Source organism: Sphingomonas aquatilis (assembly GCF_014196115.1).
GTDB lineage: Bacteria > Pseudomonadota > Alphaproteobacteria > Sphingomonadales > Sphingomonadaceae > Sphingomonas > Sphingomonas aquatilis.
Window position 1 is genome coordinate 23,503 of record NZ_JACIDB010000009.1, and the last position, 25,867, is coordinate 49,369.

Below are 25,867 nucleotides of genomic sequence, written 5' to 3' on the forward strand. Positions count from 1 at the left end.
GGCGTTACCCGATGACCAGCGACACCGCGCTGCCCGTGTCGGCGAAGCGGAGGTCGAAGCCGTGCAGGTCGGCGATCGCCTTGACGAGGCTGAGCCCTAGCCCAGCGCCGCCGCCATCGGACCGGGCGCGATAGAAGCGCTGGGTCACCAAGGCGCGATCGGGAGCTGGTATGCCCTCGCCATCGTCCGCAACGGTGACGACCGCGCCCTCGCCCACTGGCCCCACCGAAACGTGGACCGTCCCGCCCGCCGGGCCGAATTTCATCGCATTGTCGATCAGATTGGCGATCGCCTCCATCAGTAGGCTGGCGTCGCCCTCGACCGGCGGCACCGGTGCGATCGAGCAAAGCAGCGTCAGGCCACGATCCTCCGCGGCGGGGCGATACAGGTCGCAGGCATCATCGACCAGACGTGCGAGGTCGACCGGCGCGAAGCGGCTGCGGCGGGCATGGTCCTCCATCTCGCGGAGGCGCAGCAGCGCGCTGACGATACCGAGCAGCGTATCGATCTCGGCGAGCGCCTGATCCGCCACGGCAGCGAACGCCGCGGGATCGGCGGCATCGCGCAACCCCCGATCGATCCGGGCGCGCAGGCGCGTGAGGGGGGTGCGCATCTGGTGCGCGATGTCGTCGCCGATCCCGCGCACGTCGCCAACCAACTGCTGGAGCCGGTCCAGCATCGTGTTGATATGCGCGCACAATAGCCCGAAACTGTCGGGATAGGGCGCCACGGGCAGCCGCTGTTCCAAATCCCCCGACACGATCTGCTGCGTTAGGCGGCGGACGGTATCCACCTGCCGCGCGGCGCGGCGCCCGGCGACGAAGCCGAAGGCGACCGCGAGCAGCACGCCGGGCACCAACCCCAGCAGCAAGGACTGCCAGATCAGCTGCAGCGCCTCTTCGGTATCGTCGAGGTCGATACCGGTCAGCAACCGCGTGCCATCGGGCATGGGACAGACCATGACGCGCGCTTCGTCGCTGCGCTTGCCGGGCAATTCCGTCGGCGCAAGGTCGGCGATGAACGATTGCCCCTTCGGCGGCGCGGTCGGAAGGCGCGCGATATTCCCCGCGATCAGGCGCCCGCGTGCATCGAACAGCCCCAGGAACCGATCGCGATGAATGTCGCGCGTCAGCTTTTCGCGCAATTCCTCGGGCCGCTCCTCCGCCGGGGTCAAGGCGAAGAAGGCGCAATCCTCGCCCAGCGCGTGTTCGATCGCGCGTCGGTGGCTGCCGTTGGCGAGCATCCAGAAAGCGGCGGTCATCACCAGCGACTGGACGACCAGCATCGCCGCCAGCGCCCCGCCCCAGCGCCACGTCGATCGGGTCCGCGGATCAAAGCGGCGCGTCAAGCACATACCCCTGGCCGCGCACGTTGCGGATCATCGGTGTCTCGCCCTCGCCATCGATCTTGCGGCGCAGGCGACCGAGGTGGACATCGACGACATTGGTATCGGGTTCGAAGCTATAGCCCCAGACGTCGCGCAACAGCATCGCGCGGGTCACGATCTGTCCGGCGCGGCGAACCATATAGTCGAGCAGCTTGAGTTCGCGCGGCAGCAAACCCAGCGGGCGTCCGGCACGCGTTGCGGTGCCAGCCAGCAGGTCCAGTTCCAGCGGCCCGGCGATCAGCCGCGTCGCGCGCGTATCGTTGGGCCGGCGCAGCAGCGCCTCGACCCGCGCGACCAGTTCGACCAGCGCGAAGGGCTTGGGCAGATAATCGTCGCCGCCCGCGCGCAGGCCGCGCACCCGGTCGTCCAGGCTGCCTAGCGCGCTCAATACCAGCGCAGGCGTGCGCTGGCCGTTTCGTCGCAGGTCGGACAGCAGCTCCAGCCCCTCGCCATCGGGCAGCTGGCGATCAAGGATCAACAGGTCGAAGGGTTCGCCGGCCGATAACGCCCGTGCCGGTTCCAGCGCGGCGACGCGCGTGACGTCATGGCCGCTCGACGTCAGCTCGAGGCCGATCTCGTCGGGGGTGCCGTCGTCGTCTTCGATAAGCAGGATGCGCGCCATGACCGGTCTGATCGCCGGGCGGCTGGGTCGGGGTCAACTGAATAGCAATTTAGGTTTGATCTGCGTGCGCGTCGTTGACGGCTCCTCACGCTTCGGCCGGGGACACGGACATTCTGCCAGACGGTGATCGGTCCCTGAAAATAAACCCTGATTTAGTCGACACCTGGCCGCGCCGATGCCTACCAGCCGGGCAACAGGAATCCGGAGTTTGCGATGCGGACAGTTGCGTGCGTCTGTCTGATGGTTGCGGCGTCGCCCGCGGCGGCCCAGTCCACTGCGCTATCGCTCGATGCGCTGGCGCAGGACGTCGTCACCCACAATCCCGAACGGCAATTCTACCAGCGGCAGATCGAGACGGCGGGCGTCGAGCGCGATGCGGCCGGGCGCTGGGCCGATCCCGAGGCGGTGGTGGAATTCGGCCAGCGTCGCGCACAGGACGTCACCAGCGGCGCCGTCACCGGCGAAGGGCTGACCTACGCCGTGTCGGTCGTCCAACCGATCGAGTTCGGCGGGCGCATCGCGCTGCGCCGGGCGATCGCCGATCGGCAGGTAGCGCTGGCACGGATCGGGTTGCAGCAGTTCGACGCGACGCTCGCCGCGCGTGCCCGCTCGCTGGGCTATGGATTGTTCGCCGCGGACGAAAAGGCCGCTGCGGCGCGCGAGGTTGCCCGGCGGATGCGCACGCTGGCGAAGGTCATCGTCTCGCGCGATCCGGCTGGGCCGTCGCCGCAGCTGGAGGCCGCATCACTGGTGGCGAGCGCGATCGGCGCGGAGCGCACCGCCGCGACGGCCGATGCCGAGGCAAATTCGATCCTCTACGAACTCAACCAGCTGCGCGGCGCACCCTTCGCCGCCCGCATCCGCATCGTCCGCCCCGATATGACGCTGCCGGCCCTGCCCTCCGGTCAGGTGCTCGCGAACCGCGCGTCGGAGAACAATTTCGAGCTGAAGGCGCTGCGGGCGCAATTCGAGCAGCAGGGGCTGCGAGTCGATCTGGCGAAGAAGGCGCGTATTCCGACCGTCAGCGTCGGCCCCTATTACGATCGGGCCCGATCCGACATCCGCGAAACCAATTACGGCGTCCGCCTGTCGACCAGTATTCCGCTGTGGAACCGGCAGGCGGGCGAGGTCGCGGTCGAACAGGGTCGGCAAGCGCAGGCTAATGCCACACTGATCAATGCCGAGCGGCGGATCGCGCGCGACGTCTTCGATCAGGCGGCGCAATATGCGGCGAAGCGTGAGGCGCTGGCGCAATGGGATGGCGAAACGCCCAAGCGCTTTGCTCAGGCGGCGGTCGATGCCGATCGCAACTACCGGTTGGGCGCCATCCCGCTGACCACCTACACCCAGATGCAGCAAAGCTATGTCGAGGCGGTCAACGCGATGCTCGACACCCGGCGCGAGGCCTTGGAGGCTTTGCTGCAACTGCGCGCGCTCAACGGCGGGGAACCGCTGGCGCGATGAACCGCTGGCTGCATTACGTCACGCACCACCGGCTTGCGGTGGCGCTCGTCACCGCCTTGGTTGCCGCGGCCGGTCTGTGGTCGTTCATCAACCTGCAGATCGATGCGATCCCCGATATCACGGGCGTGCAGGTGCAGATCAACACGCAGGTGCCCGCGCTGGCGCCGGAGGAGATCGAGCGGCTGGTGACGCTGCCGATCGAGCGCGCGATGGGCGGCCAGCCGGGGCTCGACCAGACCCGCTCGCTGACCAAGACCGGGCTCAGCCAGGTCACATTGCTGTATAAGGACGGCACCGATCAGCTGAAGGCGCGCCAGCTCGTTACCGAACGGCTGACGGCAGTGCAGAACCAATTGCCCCCCGGCAGCACGCCGCAACTCGCCCCGATCACCACCGGTCTGGGCGAAATCTACTACTATACGCTTGAATGGCGCCGCCCGCCGCCGGGCATGGACGCGCAGCGCCAGCTGATGGAGCTGTACGAGGCGCAGGAATATACCGTCCGCCCGATGCTGCGCGCGGTGCCGGGCGTCGCCGACGTCAATTCGAACGGCGGGCTGGAGGAACAGTTCGTCGTCTCGCCCGATCCGGTGCGGCTGCGGCTCCATGGCGTCACCGCCGGCGAGCTTGCCGCGGCGGTGGCGAAGAATGTCGAGAATGCGGGCGGCGGCATCATTCGACGCGGGCCCGAACGCTTCACTGTCCGCACCGACGCGCGCGTGCTGAACGCGACGCAGATCGGCGCGATCCCGGTCAAGTTCGCCGCCGGCGTCCTGCCGTTGCAGGTTCGCGACCTTGCCGATGTCGTGATCGGCGCTGCCCCGCGGCAGGGTGCGGCGACGCAGAACGGGCGGGAGACGGTGCTGGGCACCGTGATGATGCTCGTCGGGCAAAACAGCCGCGAAACCGCGCTGGCGGTCGAGGACGCGCTGCCCGGCATCCGCGCGGCGCTGCCCAAGGGCATGGTGATCGATCGCCAGTATAGCCGCGCCGATCTGGTCGATCGCACCATCCACACGGTCGAAAAGAATTTGGGCGAGGGCGCGCTGCTGGTGGCGCTCGTGCTATTGCTCGTGATGGGCAATTGGCGCGCGGCGCTGATCGTGGCGCTCGTCATTCCGCTCGCCTTCCTCGTCACCGTATCGGGCATGCATGCGATCGGCGTGTCGGGCAATCTGATGAGCCTTGGCGCGCTCGACTTCGGATTGATCGTCGATGGCGCGATCGTGGTGGTCGAGAACAGCCTGCGATTGATGGCCGTGCGTCGCCAGGAAAAGGGCGGGGCGCTGACGGCGGACGACCGCCGCGACGTCGTCGCGCATGCGGCGTAGATGGTCGCGCGGCCGACCTTCTTCGGCATCGCGATCATCGCTCTGGTCTATGTGCCGGTGCTGAGCCTCGGCGGGGTCGAGGGTAAGCTGTTCCAGCCGATGGCGCAGGCGGTGATGCTGGCCATCGTCGCCGGGCTCGCATGGACCTTCACGATCGTCCCGGCTTTGTCGGCATGGCTCCTCCGCTCCCCCGCTGCCGATGCGCAGGACGATCACCACAAGGGTTTCGTCGGCATGGCGGAGCGCGTCTATACGCCCGCGCTGAACCGGGCGCTGGCGCATCCGGTGCTGCTCTTCATCGGCGCGGTGGCGCTGCTCGCCGCGACCTTCCTCGTCTTCAAGACGCTGGGATCGCAGTTCACGCCGCAGCTCGACGAAGGCGCGATCACCGCCATGGTCTACCGCCCGGTCGGCATGTCGCTGGAAGAGAGCCTGGCGATCGAACAGCGGACCGAGGCCGCGATCCGCCGTGCCTACCCACAGGTCACCCACACCTTCTCGCGCATTGGCACCAGCGAGGTGGCGACCGACCCGATGCCGCCGAACGAGAACGACCTGTACATCTTCTACGGCCCCCAAAAGGACTGGCCGACCGGCGATGGCATGCCGCGCACGAAGCAGGAGCTGATCGCCGGCATCGAAAAGGTCGCACGCCGCGTCTACGCCGGCCAGAATTTCGAATTCGCCCAACCAATCGAAATGCGCTTCAACGAGATGCTGGAGGGTGTGCGCGCCGACGTGTCGGTCAAGATCTATGGCGACGATTACGACCGGCTGGAGCAGGCGGCCGCGAAGGCGAAGGCGATCCTGGAGAAACTGCCCGGCACCGAAGGCGTCGAGTTCGAAACGGCCGGCCGCCCGAAGAGCATCGTCGTCGACCTCGACCGCGATGCGCTGATCCGCCTCAATCTCGGCGCCGAGGAGGTCAACAACGCCATCCGAGACGCGCTCGCCGGTGCGGAGGTGGGCTTCATCCCGCATGGCCCCGCGCGCCATGCCATCGTGATCCGCATGCCCGAAAGCCTGCGCGCCGATCCGTCGGCGATCCTCGCGCTGCCCCTGCGGGTCGGCGAGTACGGCATGGTGCCGCTGTCGCGGGTCGCGCGGCTGCGGCAGACGCGGATCGTCGAACCGATCCTGCATGACGACACCAACCGCCGGGCCGCGTTGATGGTCAATCTGTCGACCAGCGACCTCGAAGGCTATGTGCAGAAGGCGAAAGCCGCGATCGACGGGCAGGTGAAGCTGCCGCCGGGCTATCGCATCGAGTTCGGCGGCCAGTATCACCAGTTGGAAGCCGCGCAGAAACGCCTATCGATCGTCGTGCCGGTGGCGCTGATCCTGATCTTCGCCTTGGTCTATGCGGCGCTCGGCAGCGTGCGCGAGGCGGCGATCGTCTACACCGGCATCCCCTTTGCCGTGACCGGCGGCATCCTGGCATTGTGGCTGCGCGGCATGCCCTTTTCGATCACCGCCGCGATCGGCTTCATCGCCTTATCCGGAATCGCGATGCTGAACGGCTTGGTCCTCATCGACCATATCAACGCGCTTCGCGATGGACGGGAGGGCGATCCGCTGCCGGTCGAGGATGCGGTGCGGCAAGGCGCGCACGACCGGTTGCGGCCGGTGTTGTCGACCGCGCTGGTCGCCTCGGTCGGGTTCGTGCCGATGGCTATCGCGACGGGCGCGGGGGCGGAGGTGCAGCGGCCGCTCGCCACCGTAGTCATCGGCGGGATCATCACCTCGACGATCCTGACGTTGCTGTTGCTGCCCAGCCTGTACGCCTGGATCGAACGGCGCGCGGCGCGGTTGCGTAGCGACGAACAGCCATCGGCATGATCGCAGCCGGTTGTGGAGCCGGCGCGAATGATACAAAGTCACCGTCGAGTCTCACAGCCGAGTGCGGTCATGCCCATCGACATCCTCCCCTCGCCCGTCACCCGACGCCCCATCCGTATTGCCGCGATCGTCGCGAGTGGCCTGCTCGTCGCCTTCGCGGCGGGGGGCAGCACCGCGAAGAGCGACACGCCCGGCTATCTCAGCGCCGGGGAGTTCGACGTGACGCACGTCCTCGAACCGGCGCCGCGCAAGGGTGATCCGCGCTACGAGACCGACCGGATCATCTTCCGGGCGACGCGCAAGCTGGCCGGCTCGCCGCGGTGGCAGCTCGCGACGAACGACGCCGATACCTCGCGGCCGGCGCTGATGCGCGACTTCAGCTGCGCCGTCGGCGTCGCGCTGACCCCGGAGACCGCACCGCTGACGCTGCGCCTGATCTCGCGCGCCGGTGCGGATACGGCCGCGCAGACCAATATCGCCAAGAATTACTATCGCCGCGCCCGCCCCTATCACCAGGACAAGGGGCCCGTGTGCCAACCCATCGCGCAGCTTGCCGACAGTTACGATTATCCGTCGGGGCATACCACCTGGGGATGGACCTGGGCGCTGATCCTCACCGAGCTGGCGCCCGATCGCGCCGGGCCGATCCTGCGGCGCGGCCGGGCCTATGGCGACAGCCGCTTCGTCTGCGGCGCGCATAACGAAAGCGCGGTCGAGGGCGGCATGCTGTCCGCGAGCGCGACGATGGCACTGGTGCGGACCAAGCCGGCCTTCCAGCAGGACCTGGCCGCCGCTCGCACCGAGATCGACCGGTTGCGCGCCGATCCCGCGACGCCCCGGCCGCAGGGCTGTGCCGCGGAAGAGGCGCTGGTCGTGCAACGCGTGATGCCGAAGCTCGACCGTTGAGGCCCGCACCGCTCCTGATCGCGCTGGCCGCCACGGCCGCCAGCGCGCAGGACTATCAACCGCGCGAGACGTTCGCGCCGTTCGACATGGCGCAGCCGATCAACCGCTATCGCAGCGCGAACGGGCTGCCCGGTCCCGATTACTGGCAGAATCGCGCCGATTATCAGTTGCGCGTGACGCTCGATCCCGTCGCCAAGACGATCGCGGGGACGGCGACGATCACCTATACCAACAACAGCCCCGATACGCTCGACGTCCTGTGGCTGCAGATCGACCAGAACCTCTACAAGCCTGGCTCGCGCGGCGGGATGGCGCGCGGCGGTGCGGCGGGTGGCCATACCGACGGGATGACGCTGGATGCGGTCGGCGTCGCGGTCGGGAGCGGCAAGGCCGTGTCCGTCACGCCGCTGGTCAGCGATACGCGAGCACAACTGCGGTTGCCAACCGAGCTTGCGCCGCATGCGAAGGCGGTCGTGACGATCCGCTACCATTACACCATTCCGGGGGAATGGGGCGGGCGCACATCCTGGGGGCGATCACGCGACGGCGAGATTTACGATATCGCGCAATGGTATCCGCGCATGGCGGTGTACGACGACGTGCGCGGCTGGGACACGGCGCCTTATCTCGCCCAGGAATTCTACCTCGAATATGGCGACTTCGATTATTGGGTGACGCTGCCGGCATCTATGCTGATGGCGGGGTCCGGCGAATTGATGAACCCGCGCGAGGTCCTCACCCCGACGCAGGCCGCGCGACTGGATGCGGCGCGACGCAGCGACTCGACGGTTCCGATCCGCAGCGTCGCGGAAATCGGCGACCCGGCGTCACGACCGCGACACACCGGTACGCTGACCTGGCATTATCGCATGCACAATACGCGCGACGTCGCGTTTTCGGCCTCGTCGACCTTCGCCTGGGACGCGGCGCGTATCCGCCTGCCGGACGGCAAGGCCGCGCTCGCCATGTCCTATTACCCCGCCGAAAGCGCCGGCACCGCACGTTGGGGCCGATCGACCGAATATGTGAAGGATACGGTCGAGCGCTTCTCGGCGCGTTGGTATCCCTATCCCTGGCCGGCCGCGATCAATGTCGCCGGCCCGACGAGCGGGATGGAATATCCCGGCATCGTGTTCGATGCGCCTGAAGATGCGGGCAAGGAGTTATTCTGGGTCACCGCGCATGAGATCGGCCACAATTGGTTTCCGATGATCGTCGGCTTCGACGAACGACGGCATGCGTGGATGGACGAGGGCTTCAATACGTTCATCGACGTCTATCAGTCGGACGATTTCAATTGCGGCGAATATGCGCCCAAGCGCGACAGCGAATATGCCGAAGGGGGCGGCAATCCGGTCGACGAAATTCTTCCCGTACTGGCCGATCCCACCGCGCCGCCGATCCTGTCCCGCGCAGATACGGTAATCGAAAAGTGGCGGCACCCGGTCACCTATTTCAAGTCGGCGCTGGGCCTCGTGCTGCTGCGCGAGCAGATCTTAGGGCCGGACCGTTTCGACCCCGCCTTCCGCCGGTTCATCGCCGCCTGGGCCTATCGCCACCCGCAGCCAGCGGACTTCTTCCGTTCGATGGAAAGCGAGGCGGGCGAGGATTTGTCCTATTGGTGGAACGGCTGGTACGCGCACAATTGGCAGCTCGATCTCGCCGTAGCGGGGATCGAGACGGCGAAGGACGGGACGCCGCTGGTTCGGGTCACGTCGCGCGACCGGTTGGTGATGCCGGCGACGTTGCGCGTGACCTATGCGAACGGCACGACACGCGATGTCCGCCTGCCCGCGGAAACCTGGATCCGTCAGGCATCGACCGCAGTCTCCGTGCCCGCAGGAACAGTCGTGAAGGCGGAACTCGATCCCGACCATAAGCTGCCCGATAGCGACCGGTCGAATAACGTCACGCAACGCTGACGACCCTGAAGGCCGATGCGGTCGCGAAGGCAGCCTATGACGCTTCGTTATGGGCGGGCGTCATGGTGGAATGGGTTGCGGGCATCGGTCATGCTATGCGCGCTCACATGGACGGCAGGACGATCCGCGGCGCGGCCAGAACCCGCTTCCACCGCCTCTCGCGGGTCGGGTGGCTGGTAGCAGGGGCGGCATGTCTTGCCGCCTCGCCTACCGGTGCGGCGACCGCGACCGACAGCTGTCCGATCCTCCACGATCCGGCGCCAAGGCCCGACACGCGGTTCGCATCGATCGACGCCGCCGTGCGCGGGGGTGTCGGCACGCTGTACCCCGGCGCAGTGCTGCTGATCGCATATCACGGCGAGATCGTGCATCGCGCCGCCTTCGGCAATGCGCAGACGCTGACTACGACGCCGGAGGGCGATCTGCGCCCCCTTGCCCCGCCGCGGCCGATGACGGTCGATACACCGTTCGACATGGCGTCGATCACCAAGGTGGAGGCGACCACCGCCGCGATCCTTCACCTCGTCGGGCGCGGCAAGCTGTCGCTCGACGATAGGCTCGGCGCGCTGTTGCTCGCCTTCCGCAATACCGACAAGGCCGGCATCACCGTGCGCCAGCTGCTGACGCATCGCAGTGGAGTGTGGGAATGGCAGCCGACGTGGCTGCATCGCGTACCCTCGGGAGGCGCCCTGCCCTATCTCGCGGCGCTACCGCTGCGCTATCCGAAAGGGGCGCGCTTCGCCTATTCGGACCTCGGCTTTATGATCCTCGGCGAGGTCGTCGCCAAGGTGTCGGGGATGCCGCTGGATCGCTACGTGCGCGAAGAGATCTACCGGCCGCTCGGCATGACGGGCACCGGGTTCCTGCCGTACGCGGGCCAGCGTCGTCGGGCCGCGGCGACGTCACAAGGGGACGCATACCAGCGCCGGATGGCGGAAACGGGTAAACCCTATCCGCAGGCCCCCTACCCACCGGCCCAGCCCTTCTCCGGCTATCGAAGCCGGGTGCTGGTCGGCGAGGCGAACGACGCCAATGCCGCGCTCGGCTGGGACGGCGTCGCGGGGCATGCGGGGCTGTTCTCGACGGCGACGGACGTTGCGCGCTACGCGCAGATGCTGAGTAACGGCGGCTGCTACGGCCGCTGGCGGCTGGCGCCGGCCGCGACGGTGGCGGCGTTCGAGCAGACGCCGTACGATCCCGATCAGGCGCTCGGCTTCCACAAGACGCAGCTCGCCGGCATCACAGCACCCTTCTTCGGCCATTCCGGCTTTACGGGTACGTGGTTCGCCGTGTCCCCGCACTTGGGGCTGACCGTCGTCTTGCTCACCAATCGCGTCCATCGTCCCGATGGCGAGCCGTATCCATCGCTCGATGCGCTGCGCGAGACGGTGTTGCGTGGCGCGGTGGCGGCGTCTGGCCAATGATCCGGGACGGCAGAAAGGTACGGCTATGACAGTGAACCTCGGCGTGATCGAAGGGCTGTTCGGCAAGCCGTGGAGCTGGGCCGATCGCACCACCGTCTTGCGAACGCTCGCCCCGGCCGGCTATCGCTTCTATCACTACGGGCCCAAGGCCGACCCCTTCCTCCGCCGACGCTGGCAGGAACCCCACCCGCCCGAACAGTTCGCCGCGCTGGCCGCTTTCGCCACCGAGTGCCGGGCGCGGGGCGTTCGCATCGGCGTGGCGCTGACCCCGGTCGGCAGCACGCATCCCTTCGATGACGCATCGCGCGCGGCGCTGCGGCGGAAGCTCGCCCATCTCGACACACTCGGTCTCGATGACCTCGCCATCCTGTTCGACGATCTGCCCGCCGAACTGCCCGATCTGGCGCGCAGCCAAGCGGACCTGGTTAATTTTTGCGCCAACGCCACCCGCGCCAGCCGCGTGTTCTTCTGCCCCAGTTTCTATTCGGACGATCCCATCCTCGAACGGGCCTGGGGCCGCCGTCCGCCGGCGTATCTGGCCGATCTCGGCCGGTTTCTCGACCGGCGGGTCCAGGTCTATTGGACGGGCGAAGAGGTGATTTCGCGCGAGATCGGCGTCGCGCATCTGAAGCGGGTGCAGGACGAACTGGGGCGCAAAGTGTGCCTGTGGGACAATTATCCGGTCAACGACGGTGTGCGGATGTCGCAATACCTTCACCTGCGCGCCTTTACCGGGCGACCCGCGGCGATCCGGAACCACGTCAGCGGCCATGCGATCAATCCTGCTTCGCAACCTCTGCTGTCCTGTATCCCGGCGCTGACGCTGGCGGCGAACTATCGCGAGGGGGACGGTTATGCCTATGGCCAAGCGTTTTTGACGGCGGCGACAACGGTGCTGGGACCCGATTTCGCCGCGACGCTGCGCCGGGACATCCTGCCGCTGCAGGATACGGGGCTCGACAATCTGGGGCCGCGCCATGCGGAATTGCGCGCGCGCTACAGTGCCATCGACCATCCGGCGGCCCGCGAGATCACCGACTGGCTGGACGGCCGCTTCCGCACGACGCTGGAAGAGGTACAGACGCAATAGCGGGGGACCGGAATGACGCGTTTTTTCCTGGGCGTGGACGCCGGCGGCAGTCATTGCCGCAGCCGTCTGGTCGATGCGAGCGGTCGGGTGCTGGCCGAGGCGCAGGCCGGGCCCGCCAATGCCGGGTTGGGGCTAATCGCACTGCATGCGACGCTGCGCGACGTGACCGATCGGGTGGTGCGGCAGGCGGGGCTCGACGCGGCCGACGTGGCGCAGATCAGCGCGGCGATGGGCGTGGCCGGCATTTCCCGCTCCGGCGTGCGCGCGGCGCTGGAGGGGTTCGCCTTTCCCTTCGCCACCACAGTCTTCGAAAGTGATGCGGAAGTTGCGAACCTGGGGGCGCACGGCGGTGCCGATGGAGCGACCCTGATCATCGGCACGGGCAGTATCGCGCTGGTGCGCGTGAACGGCGAAACCTTCCGCATCGGCGGCTATGGCTTTCCGATATCGGACGAGGGTAGCGGTGCCGCGCTGGGTCTCAGTGCGATGCGCCATGCGATGCGGGCGCTAGACGGCCGCACGCGCGCGACACCGTTGAGCGCGGCCGTGACCGAACGCTTCGGCCACGACACCGCCCGCGCGATCGCGTGGATGGATCAAGCGACCCCGCGCGATTACGGCAGCTTCGCACCGCTGGTGATGGCGCATGCGGAGGCGGACGACGTGATCGCGCGGTCGATCGTCGAGGATGCCGCAGGCCATATCGAGCGTTTCATCGAGACGATCTTCGAACGCGGCGCGACCCGCTGCGCGCTGCTGGGTGGCCTGTCGCAGGCAATGCGCCCGTGGCTGCGGGCGCGGACCGTCGCACGGCTGAGCGAGCCGTTGGGGGATGCGCTGGACGGCGCGCTGTATCTGGCGGGGCTGCCCGGCTGCGCTAGGGAGGGGATGGCATGATCGACCGCCGCAGGGTCCTCGCCGCCGTCGCGAGCGCCGGACTGGCGCCAGTCGCAGCGCCGGTGGTTCGCGCTATCCCGTTGCCGTCGGCGCCCCCTATCCTCGCATCGAGCGCGCTGGCCGCATTGCTGGCCTAAGCCCCGTCGCTCAGTTTGCAGCGGCAATCGCTACCAAGGCTGCATCGATCGCCGCGGTCGCGCTCGCGTCCCCCGCCATGTCGTTGGCATAGGCCGAGAAGATCAGCGTCCGCCCGCTCGCTGCCGTGAGATAGCCGGACAAGGCATTGGCTGCGTTGAGCGTCCCGGTCTTGGCAGACAGCCGTCCCGCGAGCGGCGTGCCGACGAAGCGACGCGTCAGCGTACCATCGGTCGCCGCGACCGGCAGCGTCGCCCGCCACGCCGCGCCCCACGGCTGAGTCATCGCCCAGCTTAGCAATGCCACCGTCGCGCGCGGGGTGACGCGATTATAGTTCGACATGCCCGCCCCGTCCGCGAAGTCGAACGCCGGCGTCGCCACGCCCGCGCGGGCCAGCGTCGCGGTGACCACGGCATGACCATCCGCGACCGACCCGCTGCGAGTCAGCCGGCGCAGCAGCAGTTCCCCGTGGAGGTTCTGGCTCGTCTTGTTGGTGCGCAGGATATCCTCGGCCAAGGGCGGCGGGGTCAGCCCAGCCAGCACCGGCAAAGTGGGCGTGCCGACATCTCCCGGCATTGCCACGGGAGCGGGTAAGCGATGCCGCACGATAATCCGCCCCGTCACCGTCACGCCGGCCGCGCGCAACAATTGCGCGAAACGCCACGCGGCGTGATGCGCAGGATCATCGATCCCGAGGGGGATGACGATCGGCGCATGGCCGGCGGGAACGCTGCCCGACACGTGCAAGCAATCGCTGCCGGGCATACGCTCGACCGTCAGCGTGCGCGCGCTGCCAGCGGGACCGGTCGTCGCACTATTGTCGATCTGGAAATAGCCGTCGCCCGTCGCCGTCAGCGGCGATCCTGGCGTCGTCGGCACGACCGTAAGCGGCACGGCATTGTCGTCCAGCGTCAATGCCGACACGCCGGTGCCGTAGACGCTGTCCATGTTGTTCCAGCTCATGCCCTGCGGCCAGCGTTCGTCCGGAAAGGCGGTATCGTCGCCAACGACATCGCCGACGATCCGGGTACGCTGCGCGACCGCCGTCGCCAGCGTCGACAGGCAATCGACCCGGCAATCGGGCGCGGAGGACAGCCGCGCATCCCCATGCCCCGCCAGGATCACCGTTGGCCGTTCCGTGCCCTCCAGCCGTACCGTCGCGCCGCCGCGCATATCCGGCGCCGCCACGTCGAGCGTCGCGAAGGCGGCGGCGGTGGTGAACAGCTTGGTGTTCGACGCGGGGATGAACCGCTCGTCGGGCCGGATCGCGACGATCTCCCGCCCATCGGCATCGACCACGAGCAAACCGATGCGCGTGCCGGGCGGCGCCTTCGCCAGTGCCTCCGCCACCGCAGGCGGGGGCGTGGTTGGCGCCGGCGGAGGGGATGCCGGGGCCGCCTGTCCCGCCAGCATCAGGGGTAGGAGCAGGGCCGTACCGATCATCGACGTTCGATTTCCTCGCTCAACAGGGTCAGGAACTCGGCGGCCAGCGCCGATGGCGGGCGGTCGAGCAGGTGGATCGCATGGACATCGAACGTCACCGACGGGCGCAGCGGACGCATCGACAGGCCCTGGCTGATCGATGCCGCTGCGGTGAAATTATCGACGATCGCCACGCCCACCCCCGCCTGCACCAGAGCGGCGGCGATATAGAAGGTCCGCGCGACGGCGACCTCGTTCAGCGCAAGACCCAGGCGGTCGATCTCATCGCCGAACAGCTTGCCGATCGGGCCGCTACCCTTCATCGAAATGATCGGCTGATCGACCAGTTGCGACAATTCGATCCGGGCTGGCGCATCGGGTATGGTCTGTTCGCGATACAGCACCACGAGTTCCCCTTCGCCCAGCCAGCTACGTGACAAAGCGACCCCGCGCGGCGGCTCGCTCGCGATGGCAATGTCGCTTTCGCGCTCGTACAATTTGCGCAACAAGTCGTCGTGGTGGACGGTCTGCAAATCGAAACTGACGTCGGGGTGGCGGGTCAGAAATCGCGCGACCGCATCGGGTAGGACGCTGAGCGCCAGGCTGGGCAGCGCGGAAATGCGCAGCGTCGTACCCGCACCGACGCGCAGGTTGCGGCCCGCTTCGCGCAGCGCGCGGACGCGTTCCTGAATGTCGGCGACATCGGCGAACAGGGCGTGCGCGTCTTCGGTCGGCAGCAGCCGGCCGTTGGAGCGCTGAAATAGCTCGAACCCCAACAGGCTTTCGGCATGCCGCAGCGTCTTCGAGACCGACGGCTGCGACACGTTGAGCGCGCGCGCCGCGGCCGAGACGGAGCCGTTGACGTAGACGGCGTGGAAGATCTCGATGTGGCGCAGGTTCATGGACAGCAGCGTAGCGAAGCCGAGGCTATTCGGCCACCGGCCCGCCGAACCGCGCGGCATCCAACGCCCCTTCGCCACGCGCGACCAGCGTCGCCACCGTCAGATTGGCGGAGGCGGAGGGGACGGTGCGCGTCATGTCGAGCAGGCGGTCGAAGGGCAGCACCAGCCCGATGACCAGCGCGGTCTGCTCCGTGCTGACGCCCACTGCCGACAGCATCGCCGCCAGCATGAACAGCGAGGCGGACGGTACGGGTGCAGTGCCGAACGCGGCCAGGGCGCCGGTCAGCAGCATGGTGACGAGCATCGTCGCGTCGGGAACGATGCCCAGCGCCTGCAACGCGAACTGGCCGAGCAGCCCGACATACATGGCCGTCCCGTCCTTGCCGATCGACGCGCCGAGCGGCAGGACGGTGGAGGCGACTGCACGCGAAACGCCCAGATTGTCCTGCGCGACCCGTAGCGCGACGGGCAGCGTCGCCGATGACGATGCCGTCGAGAAGGCGACGATTAGCGCGTCGACGATCCCCTTGAAGAACCGCGTCACCGGCAGGCGCGCGACGAAGCGGATCAGCCCGGCGTGTACCACCAGCATCTGGACGAGCGAGGCGAGCACCACGGCCAGCGCCAGCCAGCCGACATGGACGAACACGCCCGCGCCATTGACCGCGACCGCCTGGGCGATCAGCGCCAAGACGCCGAACGGGGTCGCCTCCATCACCAACCGGACGATCTGCAACAGCACAGCCGACAAGCCCTGTAGCAGTGCCGCGACCGGCTTGCCCGCCTCACCCGCCAGGATGGTCCCCGTGCCCAGCAGCACCGCGACGAAGATGATCGCAAGCATGTCGCCACGGACCAGCGCCTCGACGATGTTGAGCGGCACGATCGACAGCAGCTGATCGGCCGGCGTCACCGCGGCGCCCAGCACATGCGGCACGACGCCGCCCAGCGACATGGCCGCACCGGGGCGCAGGATCAGCCCTGCGGCCATGCCGATCGATACCGAAACCAGCGTGGTGGCCGCGAACAGGCCCACGGTGCGCAGGCCGATCGACCCCAGCCGTCGCGGATCACCCAGCGTGGCGATCCCCGCCGCGATGGTGACCAGCACCACCGGCACCACCAGCATCTTGATCAGCCGCACGAACAGATCGCCGATCAGCTGGATCGCACCCGCCGCCTCGGGCCACAGCAGCCCGAGCGCGACGCCCAGGATCAACCCGCCGACCACCCGCTGCCACAGCGGAATGGCGAACCAGCCCCGGATCAGGCGCAAGCGGGTGAGCCCCAAAAGCCAGGCGCCGGTGCGGACAGGATGCCGTCGTGATCGCGCGCGCCGCCGTCGCGATCCTGCGCCAGCCACAGCGGACCGTCGAGATCGACGAAGTCCGCGCCATTCGCAACCAGCATCGCCGGTGCGATCCCCAGCGACGAACACACCATACAGCCCACCATCACCCCGAACCCCCGTTCCCGCGCCTCACCGGCCAGCGCCAGGGCTTCGGTCAAGCCGCCCGTCTTGTCGAGCTTGACGTTCACATGGCTGTAGCGGCCGGCCAGCCGATCGAGATCGTCGCGGGTGTGCAATGCTTCGTCCGCACAGATCGGGATCGCGCCGGCCAGGGCCGCCAGCCCCTCGTCGTCATCCGCCGGAACAGGCTGTTCGAGCAGATCGACCCGCTGCGCGCGCAGCAGGGGCAGATAGGCGGCGATGTCCTCCACCCGCCAGCTTTCATTGGGGTCGACGATCAGCCGGGGCGCGGGCGCAGCGGCGCGGACGGCCGCGATCTGGGCTGCGGCCTCCTCGCGGTTCACCTTGATCTTTAGCAGCGGCACGTGCGCCACCGTCGTCGCGATGGTGGCCATTGCCTCGGGCGTATCGATGCCGATCGTGATCGCGGATGGCAGCGCCGAGGCGCGCGGCACGCTCGCCAGCGCGGCGACGTCGGTACGGCCGATCCGCGCCTCCAGGTCCCATAGAGCGCAGTCGACCGCATTGCGCGCGGCACCCGGCGGCATCGCCTGGGCAAGATCCTGCCGTGATCCGCCGGCTTCGATCAGCGCGCGGACGGCGTTGATCGCGGCGATCGCGCCATCGATCGTTTCGCCATAGCGGGGATACGGGACGCCTTCTCCCCATCCGCGCACGTCGCCGTCCGTGATCGTGACCGTCACCACATCGGCCGCCGTCTTCACGCCGCGGGCGATGCGGAACGGCGTCCTCAGTGGGAAGCGGTCATGGCGAACGGTGAGGGTGCGGCGCATGATGTCTCCAGCAGCAGGTCGATGATCGCCTCCGACCCGAAGCGATAGGGGTCGGTGCAGGGCAGGCCCAGTGCATCTTCGGCCTCGCGGCACATCCGGCGGGCGGTCAGCTCGTCGAGCTTCGCCGTGTTGAGCGCCACGCCGACGCCGCGGACGTTCGGGCTGGTCAGCCGGGCGACGCGCAGGTTCGCGTCCAGGCATTCGGCAAGACCCGGCATCGGGCAATGCGGCAGGCCGCGCATGTGCGGGCGCAGCGGATCGTGGCACAGCACCAGCGCGGCCGGCTGCGCGCCGTGCAACAGCCCGGTCGACACGCCGGCGAAGGCCGGGTGGAACAGCGATCCCTGCCCTTCGATCAGGTCCCAGCCATCGTCCTCGCGTGCCGGGGCGAGCGTTTCGATGGCGCCCGCGATGAAATCGGCGACGACGGCGTCGAGCGGTACGCCCTCGCCCGCGATCAGGATGCCGGTCTGGCCGGTAGCACGGAAATCGGCTGTGACGCCGCGCGCCCGCAGGGCGTCGCGCAGGCCGAGCGTCGCGTACATCTTCCCGACCGAACAATCCGTGCCCACGGTGAGCAATCGGTTGCCCGCACGCCGACGACCATTGCCGACGGGAAGGCCCGCGGGCGCGTCGCGCACGTCGAACAATTCGACCCCCGCCGCCTTCGCCGCCTCGACCAGTTCCGGCACGTCGCGCAGCCGCTCGTGCAGGCCGCAAGCGACGTTCAGCCCGGCCCGGATCGCGGCGAGCGCGTCGCCGATCATCCAGCCGGGAAAGCGTCCGCCGGGATTGGCGATGCCGAGCACCAGCGTCCGCGCGCCCGCGGCACGGGCGGTGTCCGCATTCATCTGCGGGAGACCTAGCGTGAAGGGGCAATCGCTGTGCCGCCATTCGCCGACGCAATCCGCCCCGCGAAAGGCGGCGAGCCCGCGGGAGGTTTTGAGGCCGATCTCGTCATCCGAATGGCCGAGATAGAGCAGATAGGGAGCGGGAATGGTCATGATGCCAGCATGATAGAGGGGGGATCGCCGATGGTGCCAATCGCGCTCGCGGCGCTGCCTATAACGTTCGGCTATTGGTCGCAGCCCGCGGGACGGGGGCGGAGCAGCGCCCGTCCGGCAGCGGCCCCGGTCGCCGTGCCATCGGTCAGCGCGCGCCGGCCGTTGACGAACAACGCGACGACGCCGACGCTCGTTTCGCGGGGATGCAAATAGTCGGCGCGCGGTGCATAGCTTTTGGGGTCGAGCACCACGACATCCGCATAATAGCCCGGCTGAAGATACCCGCGCTGCGGGATACGGTACATGTCCGCGGTCGCGCCGGTAGAGCGGCGGATGAACTGCCGCAGCGTGATGACCTTCCGGTCGACGACATAGGTTCGATACAGCCGGGGGAAGGTCGCATATTGGCGCGGGTGCCCGTCCGATCCGTCCGACGATGTCACGACCCAGGGCTGCTTCATGATCAGGTCGACGTCGCGGTCGATCATGTTGAAGCTGGCGACGTCGGACCCCGCCGGGCCGTCACCTGCCGCATTCGGCGTGCGGAGGATTCGGATCGCCGCGTCGATCGCGGAGAGTTGCCACGTCGTCGCCATCTCGGCGAGCGTCTTGCCGGTCCACGGCTGGCCCTGTGCGGTGAGCAGCAGCGCCCCCGCCCCGCCCCGGCGGCGCAGATTGTCCGCCATCGCCGACGTCAGCCGCGCCATCGTCGCCGGATCGTCGAAGCGCGCGAGCAGCCGCTTATAACCACCGTCCATCGCCCAGCCCGGCACCAGCGCGGCATCGACGCTCGATCCCGAGGCGAGCCACGGATATTGGTCGGCCGTCACGACCTGCCCCGCGCGCCGCGCTGCCTCGATCGAGGCGTTTAGCGCGGGCGCCTGCCCCTGAACGGGCACGCCCAGCGCCTTCAGATGCGCGAAATGCACCGGCGTGCCGGCGCTCTTCCCGATCGCGATCGCCTCGCGCGTCGAGGCGAGCAGGCCGATCGAGTAGTTGGATTCGTCGCGCTGGTGCGTGTCGTACATCCCGCCGCGCTTGCCCGATTCGCTGGCGACGGCCGCCACCTCGTCGGTCTTGGCGAAGCTTTGAGGTGCATAGAACAGGCCGGTGGACAGACCATAGGCCCCTTCGCACATTCCTTTGGCGGCGAGGCGCCGTTCCTCCGCCAGTTCGGCCGGAGTGGGTGCGCGGGCGTCCTGCCCCAGCACATGCGTGCGGATCGCGCCGAAGCCGACGAAGGGCACAATATTGGTGCCGATCCCACTCGCCTCCAGCGCGTGTGCATCCTTGGCGACCTCGTACGTGCCATAGCCGTCGACGCCGATCACGACCGTGGAGACACCCTGCGTCAGCCACGGCAGGTTGAGACGCGCCTTGGGATCGGGCGAGCGGATGTAGCTGTCGGGATGGGTGTGCGCATCGATCAAGCCTGGCGCGACGATCATCCCCCGCCCATCGATCACCTCGCCCGCGGCGGTGCCGCGCGGTCGCCCGACATAGACGATGCGGTCGCCGGTCAGCTCGACATCACCGACGAAGGGCGCACTTTCCTCCCCCGTATAGATGGTGCCGCCGTGGATCACGACATCGACGCGCGGGTTGCTCGCCGAGGTGGCAATGCACCAGACGAGAGCGGTCAGGGCGAGGCGCGTCATCGCGGGCTCCTTTCGGGTCGAAGGTGGGTGGTGGCGGCCGCAACCGCGTCGACCGCCGCCCGGCTGAAGGGCATGGGCAGCATCCGCCCCGCGATCCACGGGGGCGCTTGATCGTCGCGATGGACGGACCGCGGATCGTTGGACTGGCCGGGCAGATTGAGCATGACCGATCGGTCCCAGTCGCCGACATCGATGACCTGCAGGTAGCTCGCGCCGCCACCGACCTGCCAATCCGGCCCGTTGCCCAGCCAGCGCGCCATCACAGTAAAGCCGTCGCCACCGGACCCACCGACCTCGATCGGCGGAAAGGCTGCGGCAATGGCGGGGATACGGGTGAGCGGGTGCGCGATCCGGACGCGGTGGAGTGTATCCCACCGCCACGCGGCGGGGTTGTTGCCGAGCAGCGTCGTCGCTTTCGACCAGCCATCGGCGAGCGCAGCGTCGATCAGGTCGGGGCGCGTGGCGGCGACACGGATCAGCTCGGGCGGCTCGATCGCAGGGATGAGGGTGCGGGCGCGCTCAGGCACCAGTGCGGCGATCATCTTCGCGTTAAGGTCGCGGAGCACGATCTCGTACAGCGCCGCCGCGCCGCTTGCGCCGTCGATCCGGCCGTCCCAGCGCGCCAGCATGACCGCAGCGGCGGCAGCCCCGGCGGATGGCGTGCTTGGCAGCAGCGACTGGAAACGCCGGGCAGGCAGCGATAGCGTGTCATGCTGGAGCGCGACACTGTCGGCGACGCTGTGGCGCGTCTGCGTCGATAACACCTCGGCAATCCGGTCGTGGCGCGCGGGGCTACGGAACGAAAAGGCCGGGCTGTGGTCTGCGGGCCAGCCATCGGGCAGATTGTCTTGGTTGGCGGAGGCGAACCATCCGGCGGGTGGATCGATGACGCCGGGCAAGGCACGGAAATCACGCACCCCTGTCCAGTCGTAGCGGCCGTCGCCCGGCACCGGCAGCAGGCCATGGCCGCGCTTGCGCTGTGGCCAGAAGCCGATCGCCTGCCAGCCATGATGGCCGCGCACGTCGGCATAATGGAAATTGGTCGGCGACGGGTGCAGCTTGAACGCCTCGCGCAAACCGTCCCAATCCTGCGCGAGGTTGATCGCCACCATCGCGAACGCGCCCGATCCGCCGGGCTGCATCTCGACCGAAGCCAGCACGGTGGCGCGCGAGCGGGGCGGATCGTGGGCGATGACGGGCCCCTGCACGGCATAGCGCAACCGCACGGTGCGGGGCGCGGCGTCCTTGACCGGGATGGCGACATCGACCGTCGTAAACCGCTTCCACCCGCCGTCGTGGCGGTAGCGTTCGGGGTCGGCCGGATCGAGTTCCAGGACGAACAGATCCTCCTGATCGATATGGAAGTTGGTGCGACCGAAGGCGAAGCGATCGGTATGGCCCTGCATGATGCCCGCGAGGCCCGGCGCGCCGCCGCCGATCACGTCCAGCCCCGGCGCGGTCAGATGCGCGACATGGCGCGGGCCGAACCCGCCGATGCCGAGGTGCGGATCGTTGGCCAGGATCGGGCGCCCGGTCGCAGTCCGGCTGCCCGCGATCGTCCAGGCATTGGAGCCGGCGTTGGCGGCGTTCAGCAGCTCGTCCGGGTCCTGCGTGTGCGTTTCGCGGCCGAACGGCAGCGGTCCGAGGCGCAGCACGCCCAGATCGGCCTCGCTGACCTGCGCGGGGTCGAGTCCGTCGGGCACCTCAAGCGGGATCGACGGGCGTAGCGGCGCCACCAGCTGGTCGAGGTCGAGCAACCCCAACGCCGCCAGCTGCGCGCGGCGGATCTCGTCGTCGACATTCCCGATGCCGCCGCCCCGCGCCAGCACGAGGTCGCGCACGTCCCAGCGCAGCGGCATGACGCCGAGGATACGGTATTCGAGCGGCAGCAACGACCGGTCGCGCTCCACCTCCGCGATGCGCGCATTGATGCCGGCGATATAGCCGCGCACGCAGTCGAGCACCTCGCTCGGAATGCGCGCCAGCTCGGCGTCGAGATCGCCGCGATAGTGGAACAGCCGCGCCGCCGCGTCATGGGCGGCGAAGTCCCCGCCGAACACCTCGGCCACCTGCCCCATCTCGCGGCGATGCGCGAAGTCGATCTGAAACAGGCGGTCGCGCGCGACCACATAGCCCTGTCCGAAAAAGGCATCGCGCTTGGTCGCGGCGCGGATATGGGGAACGCCCCACAGATCGTCGACGATGGTGATCGGCTGCGACAGCCCCGGTACCGTCGCATAGGCGGGAGCGGCGGACAGCCGTGCCGCCGCACGCCAGGGTGCGAGCGCGCCGAACGCCGTGGCGCCGAGCAGGAAGGTGCGGCGAGAGACCATGGTTTCCCCTTGTTCGGCCGACCCACGATACGGCCGCGCATCATCGGCGGCGCAACGGTCGGCGGGGCGGTTCGCGACGGAGCATAGGCCGGCGTCGGGACCGCGCAATGCCACCATAATCGCAGGCTATGGCCCACCCAACGATCGGTGTCGGTCAACCCTTGACCTAGGTTGCATCCCGCCTGCACCATCGCCGCCGCCCGGATCAGCGACAAGACCATGACCGGCCGCAGGGTGATCACGCTCAAAACGATCGTGAATAAGGGGGATTGCAGATGACGGACGGATCATGGCGCAGGGTAATGGCGACCGGGACCGCATTGACGGCCTTGTCGATGGCGCTCGCCGCTCCCGCCTTCGCGCAGACGACGCCGGCGGCGCCGGCCGACGCAAGCCCGCCCCCGCCAGAGACCAACCCCGGGGACATCGCGCCGGACGACATCATGGTCACCGGTACGCGCATCGTGCGCGACGGCTTCAAGTCGCCAACGCCGCTGACCGTGGCGACGCAGGAGGATATCCTCAACACGTCGCCGACCAACAACATCGCCGACTTCGTCAACCAACTGCCGGCGCTGGTCGGGTCCACCCGCCCCTCGAACTCACGCCTCGCGATCAGCTCCGGTCTGGCCGGCATCAACGCGCTCAATCTGCGCGGCCTGGGTGAAATCCGGACGCTGGTGCTGCTCGACGGGCGCCGCACGGTGGGATCGAGCGTCACCGGACTGGTCGACGTCAACACCTTCCCGCAGGCTTTGGTGAAGAGTGTCGAGATCGTCACCGGCGGTGCGTCGGCAGCCTATGGCTCCGACGCGGTCGCCGGCGTGGTCAACTTCGTGCTCGACAAGACGTACAAGGGCATCAAGATCCAGGCGGATAGCGGCGTCACCGAACGCGGCGACGGCGCCAATTACTCGTTCAGCGCCGCGGCGGGCCTTGCCTTCGGCAGCGACGATCGCGGGCATTTGCTCCTCAGTGGCGAATGGGCGCATCGCGACGGCATCTTCCGCGTCGATCGCGAGTGGAACGCGCGCGGCGTCGTGCGGATCACCAACCCCAATTACACCAACACAAACGGGCAGGCGCAATTCCTGATCCGCCAGCCGGTGGGTGTCGCCAATACCACGCCCGGCGGCATCATCCTCAATTCCAGCGGCGGCGTCGCCAACCGGCTGCGCGGCATCTATTTCGGTCAGGGCGCCGCGGCGAGCCAGTTCCAATATGGTGCGCTTACCTTCCCCGCGGTCGGTGGCGCTACCGCGCCCTCGCTGACGCAGGGCGGTGACTGGCAGGTCAACGATCAGGGCCGCAACATCGGCCTCGACGCGGACGACGATCGCCGTGGCGCCTTCGGTCGGCTGAGCTATGAAGTCGCCACCGGCGTAACGCTCTTCGCCGAAGCCTCGTACAATTGGCAGAAGACGCTGTTCAACGCGGGGCCGCAATCGACGACGTCGATCACGCTGTCGTCGGCCAACCCGTATCTTCAGAGCGCGCTCGCCAATGCGGTGTCCGCCGGCCTCATCACCGCAGCGGAGCGCGCGGCCGTCACGTCGGTAACGGTCGGCAGCACCGCAGTCGACCTGCCCTATCGCAAGAACAACAGCAGCCGCGACGTGCAGCGCTATGCGATCGGTGCGGAGGGTGAGTTCCAGGCCTTCGGACACAAGGCGTTCTGGAACATCTACGGCCAATATGGCGAGACGAACGCGCACGAGCAGCTGCGCGACATCATGAACACGGCCAACATGGCCAATGCCACCGATGCGGTCGCGGCGCCCGCCGGCAATGCGCTGGGTGTGGCTGCGGGCACGGTCGTGTGCCGCTCGTCGCTGACCGCGCCGACCAACGGCTGCGTGCCGCTGAACCGGCTGGGCATCGGCGTCGCCAACCCGGCCGCCTTCGCCTATGTGCTGGGCGATCCCTATCGCGACCAGAAGCTCAAGCAGACGGTGGCGGGCGTCAACCTGTCGCTGACGCCCTTCGCGACCTGGGCCGGCGACGTCAGCGTCGCGGTGGGCGGCGAATATCGACGCGAATCGGTGTCGGGTTCGGTGCCGACGCAATTCCAGACCGGCTGGTCGGTGGGCAACTTCCTGCCCACCTTCGGCAGCTATAACGTCAAGGAAGCCTATCTCGAAACGGTCGTGCCGCTGGGCCTCGGCCTTGAGTTCAACGGCGCGGTGCGCGGAACCGACTATTCGACGTCGGGCTATGTGACGACGTGGAAGCTCGGTGCGACGTGGCAGCCGATCCCCGACATCCGCTTCCGCGCCACCCGCTCGCGCGACATCCGCGCGCCCAACCTCAGCGAATTGTACGCGTCGGGCACGTCGCGCACCAACACGCTGACCGATCCGGCGACGGGGCGCACGACGGTCACCTTCCGCGAGACGACGACCGGAAACCCGAACCTGCGGCCGGAAAAGGCGGATTCCGTTTCGGTCGGCGTGGTGTTCCAGCCGACGTTCCTGCCCGGCTTCTCGGCGTCGGTCGACGGGTTCGACATCAAGCTGAAGGACGCGATCGGCCAGTTCTTCGCGCAGGACATTATCAACCGCTGCTTTGAGGGGCGGACCGAATTCTGCGCCGCCTATGGCCCCGATCCCACAGGCGATCGCGAGCTGTTCTTCCGCGCCAGCCCCTTCAACTTCGCCCGCCAGTGGGTCCGCGGCATCGATTTCGACGCGAGCTACCGCCTGCCGCTCGCCAACATCATCCAGCGTGCGCCGGGCACGGTCACGCTACACGGCCTCGCGACGCGCTACATCCACAACATCAGCGACAGCGGCGTGCCGAACGTGATACCGGTCGACACCGTCGGCCAGCTGAGCGGCATCAGCCCGCCCAAGTGGATCTATCGCTTCAATGCCAGCTATGAGACCGATAGCTTCTCGGTGACCGGCACCGCGCGCGGGGTGAGCAGCGGCACCTATGGCAATGCGTATATCGTCTGCGACGGCAATTGCCCGACGGGTCGCCCCGCCGCCACCGTCTCGCAATTCCCGACGATCGACAACAATTCGATCTCGGGCGTCACCTATTTCGACCTCAACCTGACGACCAAGATCGAAACGCACAGCGGCGGCCGTGCGGAGCTGTTCCTCAACGTTACCAACCTGTTCGACCGCGATCCTATCCTGCTGCCTGAAACCGGGCTGGCGGCGAACAGCACCTATTCGGATCTGCTCGGCCGCGCCTTCCGGGTTGGCATCCGCTTCCAGACGCGCTGAGCCGGGCGGCGACGATGACCCATCGTCGCGCAG

17 protein-coding genes and 1 pseudogene are annotated in these 25,867 nt (G+C 68.1%); 9 read left to right on the plus strand and 9 right to left on the minus strand.

Going from position 1 to position 25,867, the window contains the following annotated elements:
- Positions 1-4: 4 nt before the first annotated feature.
- On the minus strand, positions 5-1,354 hold the full coding sequence (locus GGR47_RS15595) for a sensor histidine kinase (protein ID WP_147035027.1): 1,350 nt from the start codon (positions 1,352-1,354) through the stop codon (positions 5-7).
- A complete protein-coding gene (locus tag GGR47_RS15600) occupies positions 1,332-2,009 on the minus strand; it encodes a response regulator transcription factor (protein WP_147035026.1) in 678 nt (225 codons plus the stop codon). The genes GGR47_RS15595 and GGR47_RS15600 overlap by 23 nt, the downstream gene beginning before the upstream one ends.
- A 213-nt stretch (positions 2,010-2,222) precedes the next feature.
- Here GGR47_RS15600 and GGR47_RS15605 point away from each other — a divergent pair, with 213 nt between their 5' ends.
- From GGR47_RS15605 to GGR47_RS15640, 8 genes and pseudogenes are all read left to right on the plus strand, one after another.
- Positions 2,223-3,473, plus strand: coding sequence for a TolC family protein (locus GGR47_RS15605; protein ID WP_147035025.1), 1,251 nt, complete (start codon positions 2,223-2,225; stop codon positions 3,471-3,473).
- Positions 3,470-6,643: pseudogene (locus GGR47_RS15610) on the plus strand (efflux RND transporter permease subunit). The gene GGR47_RS15605 and the pseudogene GGR47_RS15610 overlap by 4 nt, the downstream one beginning before the upstream one ends.
- 69 nt (positions 6,644-6,712) lie before the next feature.
- The gene (locus GGR47_RS15615; RefSeq protein ID WP_147035024.1) at positions 6,713-7,549 is read left to right on the plus strand and encodes an acid phosphatase; all 837 of its coding nucleotides are present in this window, start codon (positions 6,713-6,715) and stop codon (positions 7,547-7,549) included.
- Positions 7,546-9,471 (plus strand): M1 family metallopeptidase, encoded by a 1,926-nt coding sequence (locus GGR47_RS15620; protein WP_147035023.1) that lies wholly within the window; start codon positions 7,546-7,548, stop codon positions 9,469-9,471. The genes GGR47_RS15615 and GGR47_RS15620 overlap by 4 nt, the downstream gene beginning before the upstream one ends.
- 107 nt (positions 9,472-9,578) lie before the next feature.
- Positions 9,579-10,895 carry a serine hydrolase domain-containing protein gene (locus GGR47_RS15625; protein WP_221204839.1) on the plus strand — a complete coding sequence of 439 codons (1,317 nt, stop codon included), beginning with the start codon at positions 9,579-9,581 and terminating at the stop codon, positions 10,893-10,895.
- Between the two features lie 25 nt (positions 10,896-10,920).
- The gene (locus tag GGR47_RS15630) at positions 10,921-11,985 is read left to right on the plus strand and encodes a beta-N-acetylglucosaminidase domain-containing protein (RefSeq protein WP_147035022.1); all 1,065 of its coding nucleotides are present in this window, start codon (positions 10,921-10,923) and stop codon (positions 11,983-11,985) included.
- A gap of 12 nt (positions 11,986-11,997) precedes the next feature.
- Positions 11,998-12,882, plus strand: a complete 885-nt coding sequence (locus tag GGR47_RS15635; protein WP_147035021.1) for a glucosamine kinase nucleotide-binding domain-containing protein — start codon at positions 11,998-12,000, stop codon at positions 12,880-12,882.
- Positions 12,879-13,019 carry a hypothetical protein gene (locus tag GGR47_RS15640; RefSeq protein ID WP_167509688.1) on the plus strand — a complete coding sequence of 47 codons (141 nt, stop codon included), beginning with the start codon at positions 12,879-12,881 and terminating at the stop codon, positions 13,017-13,019. The genes GGR47_RS15635 and GGR47_RS15640 overlap by 4 nt, the downstream gene beginning before the upstream one ends.
- A gap of 10 nt (positions 13,020-13,029) precedes the next feature.
- Here GGR47_RS15640 and dacB read toward each other — a convergent pair whose 3' ends face one another.
- The 7 genes from dacB to GGR47_RS15675 form a co-directional block, all read right to left on the minus strand.
- Entirely contained in the window at positions 13,030-14,460 is a 1,431-nt protein-coding gene (gene dacB / locus GGR47_RS15645; protein ID WP_147035020.1) for a D-alanyl-D-alanine carboxypeptidase/D-alanyl-D-alanine endopeptidase, read from the minus strand.
- Positions 14,457-15,341 (minus strand): LysR family transcriptional regulator, encoded by an 885-nt coding sequence (locus GGR47_RS15650; RefSeq protein ID WP_147035032.1) that lies wholly within the window; start codon positions 15,339-15,341, stop codon positions 14,457-14,459. The genes dacB and GGR47_RS15650 overlap by 4 nt, the downstream gene beginning before the upstream one ends.
- A gap of 25 nt (positions 15,342-15,366) precedes the next feature.
- Positions 15,367-16,617 (minus strand): dicarboxylate/amino acid:cation symporter, encoded by a 1,251-nt coding sequence (locus tag GGR47_RS15655; protein WP_147035019.1) that lies wholly within the window; start codon positions 16,615-16,617, stop codon positions 15,367-15,369.
- Positions 16,608-17,606, minus strand: coding sequence for an N-acetyl-D-Glu racemase DgcA (dgcA, locus tag GGR47_RS15660; protein WP_147035018.1), 999 nt, complete (start codon positions 17,604-17,606; stop codon positions 16,608-16,610). The genes GGR47_RS15655 and dgcA overlap by 10 nt, the downstream gene beginning before the upstream one ends.
- Positions 17,564-18,610 carry an N-acetyltransferase DgcN gene (dgcN, locus tag GGR47_RS15665; protein WP_147035017.1) on the minus strand — a complete coding sequence of 349 codons (1,047 nt, stop codon included), beginning with the start codon at positions 18,608-18,610 and terminating at the stop codon, positions 17,564-17,566. The genes dgcA and dgcN overlap by 43 nt, the downstream gene beginning before the upstream one ends.
- A 71-nt stretch (positions 18,611-18,681) precedes the next feature.
- Positions 18,682-20,268, minus strand: coding sequence for an N-acyl-D-amino-acid deacylase family protein (locus GGR47_RS15670; RefSeq protein ID WP_147035016.1), 1,587 nt, complete (start codon positions 20,266-20,268; stop codon positions 18,682-18,684).
- Positions 20,265-22,601 carry a penicillin acylase family protein gene (locus GGR47_RS15675; protein ID WP_147035015.1) on the minus strand — a complete coding sequence of 779 codons (2,337 nt, stop codon included), beginning with the start codon at positions 22,599-22,601 and terminating at the stop codon, positions 20,265-20,267. The genes GGR47_RS15670 and GGR47_RS15675 overlap by 4 nt, the downstream gene beginning before the upstream one ends.
- A 302-nt stretch (positions 22,602-22,903) precedes the next feature.
- On the opposite strand from GGR47_RS15675, the gene GGR47_RS15680 reads away from it, so the two are divergent.
- Positions 22,904-25,834 carry a TonB-dependent receptor plug domain-containing protein gene (locus GGR47_RS15680; RefSeq protein ID WP_244304945.1) on the plus strand — a complete coding sequence of 977 codons (2,931 nt, stop codon included), beginning with the start codon at positions 22,904-22,906 and terminating at the stop codon, positions 25,832-25,834.
- Positions 25,835-25,867: the final 33 nt, after the last annotated feature.

Excerpts from the sequence above, each read along its gene's own strand:
- GGR47_RS15595 (WP_147035027.1), bottom strand. The coding sequence starts at position 1,354 with ATGTGCTTGACGCGCCGCTTTGATCCGCGGACCCGATCGACGTGGCGC.
- GGR47_RS15600 (WP_147035026.1), bottom strand. The coding sequence starts at position 2,009 with ATGGCGCGCATCCTGCTTATCGAAGACGACGACGGCACCCCCGACGAG.
- GGR47_RS15605 (WP_147035025.1), top strand. The coding sequence starts at position 2,223 with ATGCGGACAGTTGCGTGCGTCTGTCTGATGGTTGCGGCGTCGCCCGCG.
- GGR47_RS15615 (WP_147035024.1), top strand. The coding sequence starts at position 6,713 with ATGCCCATCGACATCCTCCCCTCGCCCGTCACCCGACGCCCCATCCGT.
- GGR47_RS15625 (WP_221204839.1), top strand. The coding sequence starts at position 9,579 with ATGGACGGCAGGACGATCCGCGGCGCGGCCAGAACCCGCTTCCACCGC.
- GGR47_RS15630 (WP_147035022.1), top strand. The coding sequence starts at position 10,921 with ATGACAGTGAACCTCGGCGTGATCGAAGGGCTGTTCGGCAAGCCGTGG.
- GGR47_RS15635 (WP_147035021.1), top strand. The coding sequence starts at position 11,998 with ATGACGCGTTTTTTCCTGGGCGTGGACGCCGGCGGCAGTCATTGCCGC.
- GGR47_RS15640 (WP_167509688.1), top strand. The coding sequence starts at position 12,879 with ATGATCGACCGCCGCAGGGTCCTCGCCGCCGTCGCGAGCGCCGGACTG.
- dacB (WP_147035020.1), bottom strand. The coding sequence starts at position 14,460 with ATGATCGGTACGGCCCTGCTCCTACCCCTGATGCTGGCGGGACAGGCG.
- GGR47_RS15650 (WP_147035032.1), bottom strand. The coding sequence starts at position 15,341 with ATGAACCTGCGCCACATCGAGATCTTCCACGCCGTCTACGTCAACGGC.
- dgcA (WP_147035018.1), bottom strand. The coding sequence starts at position 17,606 with ATGCGCCGCACCCTCACCGTTCGCCATGACCGCTTCCCACTGAGGACG.
- dgcN (WP_147035017.1), bottom strand. The coding sequence starts at position 18,610 with ATGACCATTCCCGCTCCCTATCTGCTCTATCTCGGCCATTCGGATGAC.
- GGR47_RS15670 (WP_147035016.1), bottom strand. The coding sequence starts at position 20,268 with ATGACGCGCCTCGCCCTGACCGCTCTCGTCTGGTGCATTGCCACCTCG.
- GGR47_RS15675 (WP_147035015.1), bottom strand. The coding sequence starts at position 22,601 with ATGGTCTCTCGCCGCACCTTCCTGCTCGGCGCCACGGCGTTCGGCGCG.
- GGR47_RS15680 (WP_244304945.1), top strand. The coding sequence starts at position 22,904 with ATGGCGACCGGGACCGCATTGACGGCCTTGTCGATGGCGCTCGCCGCT.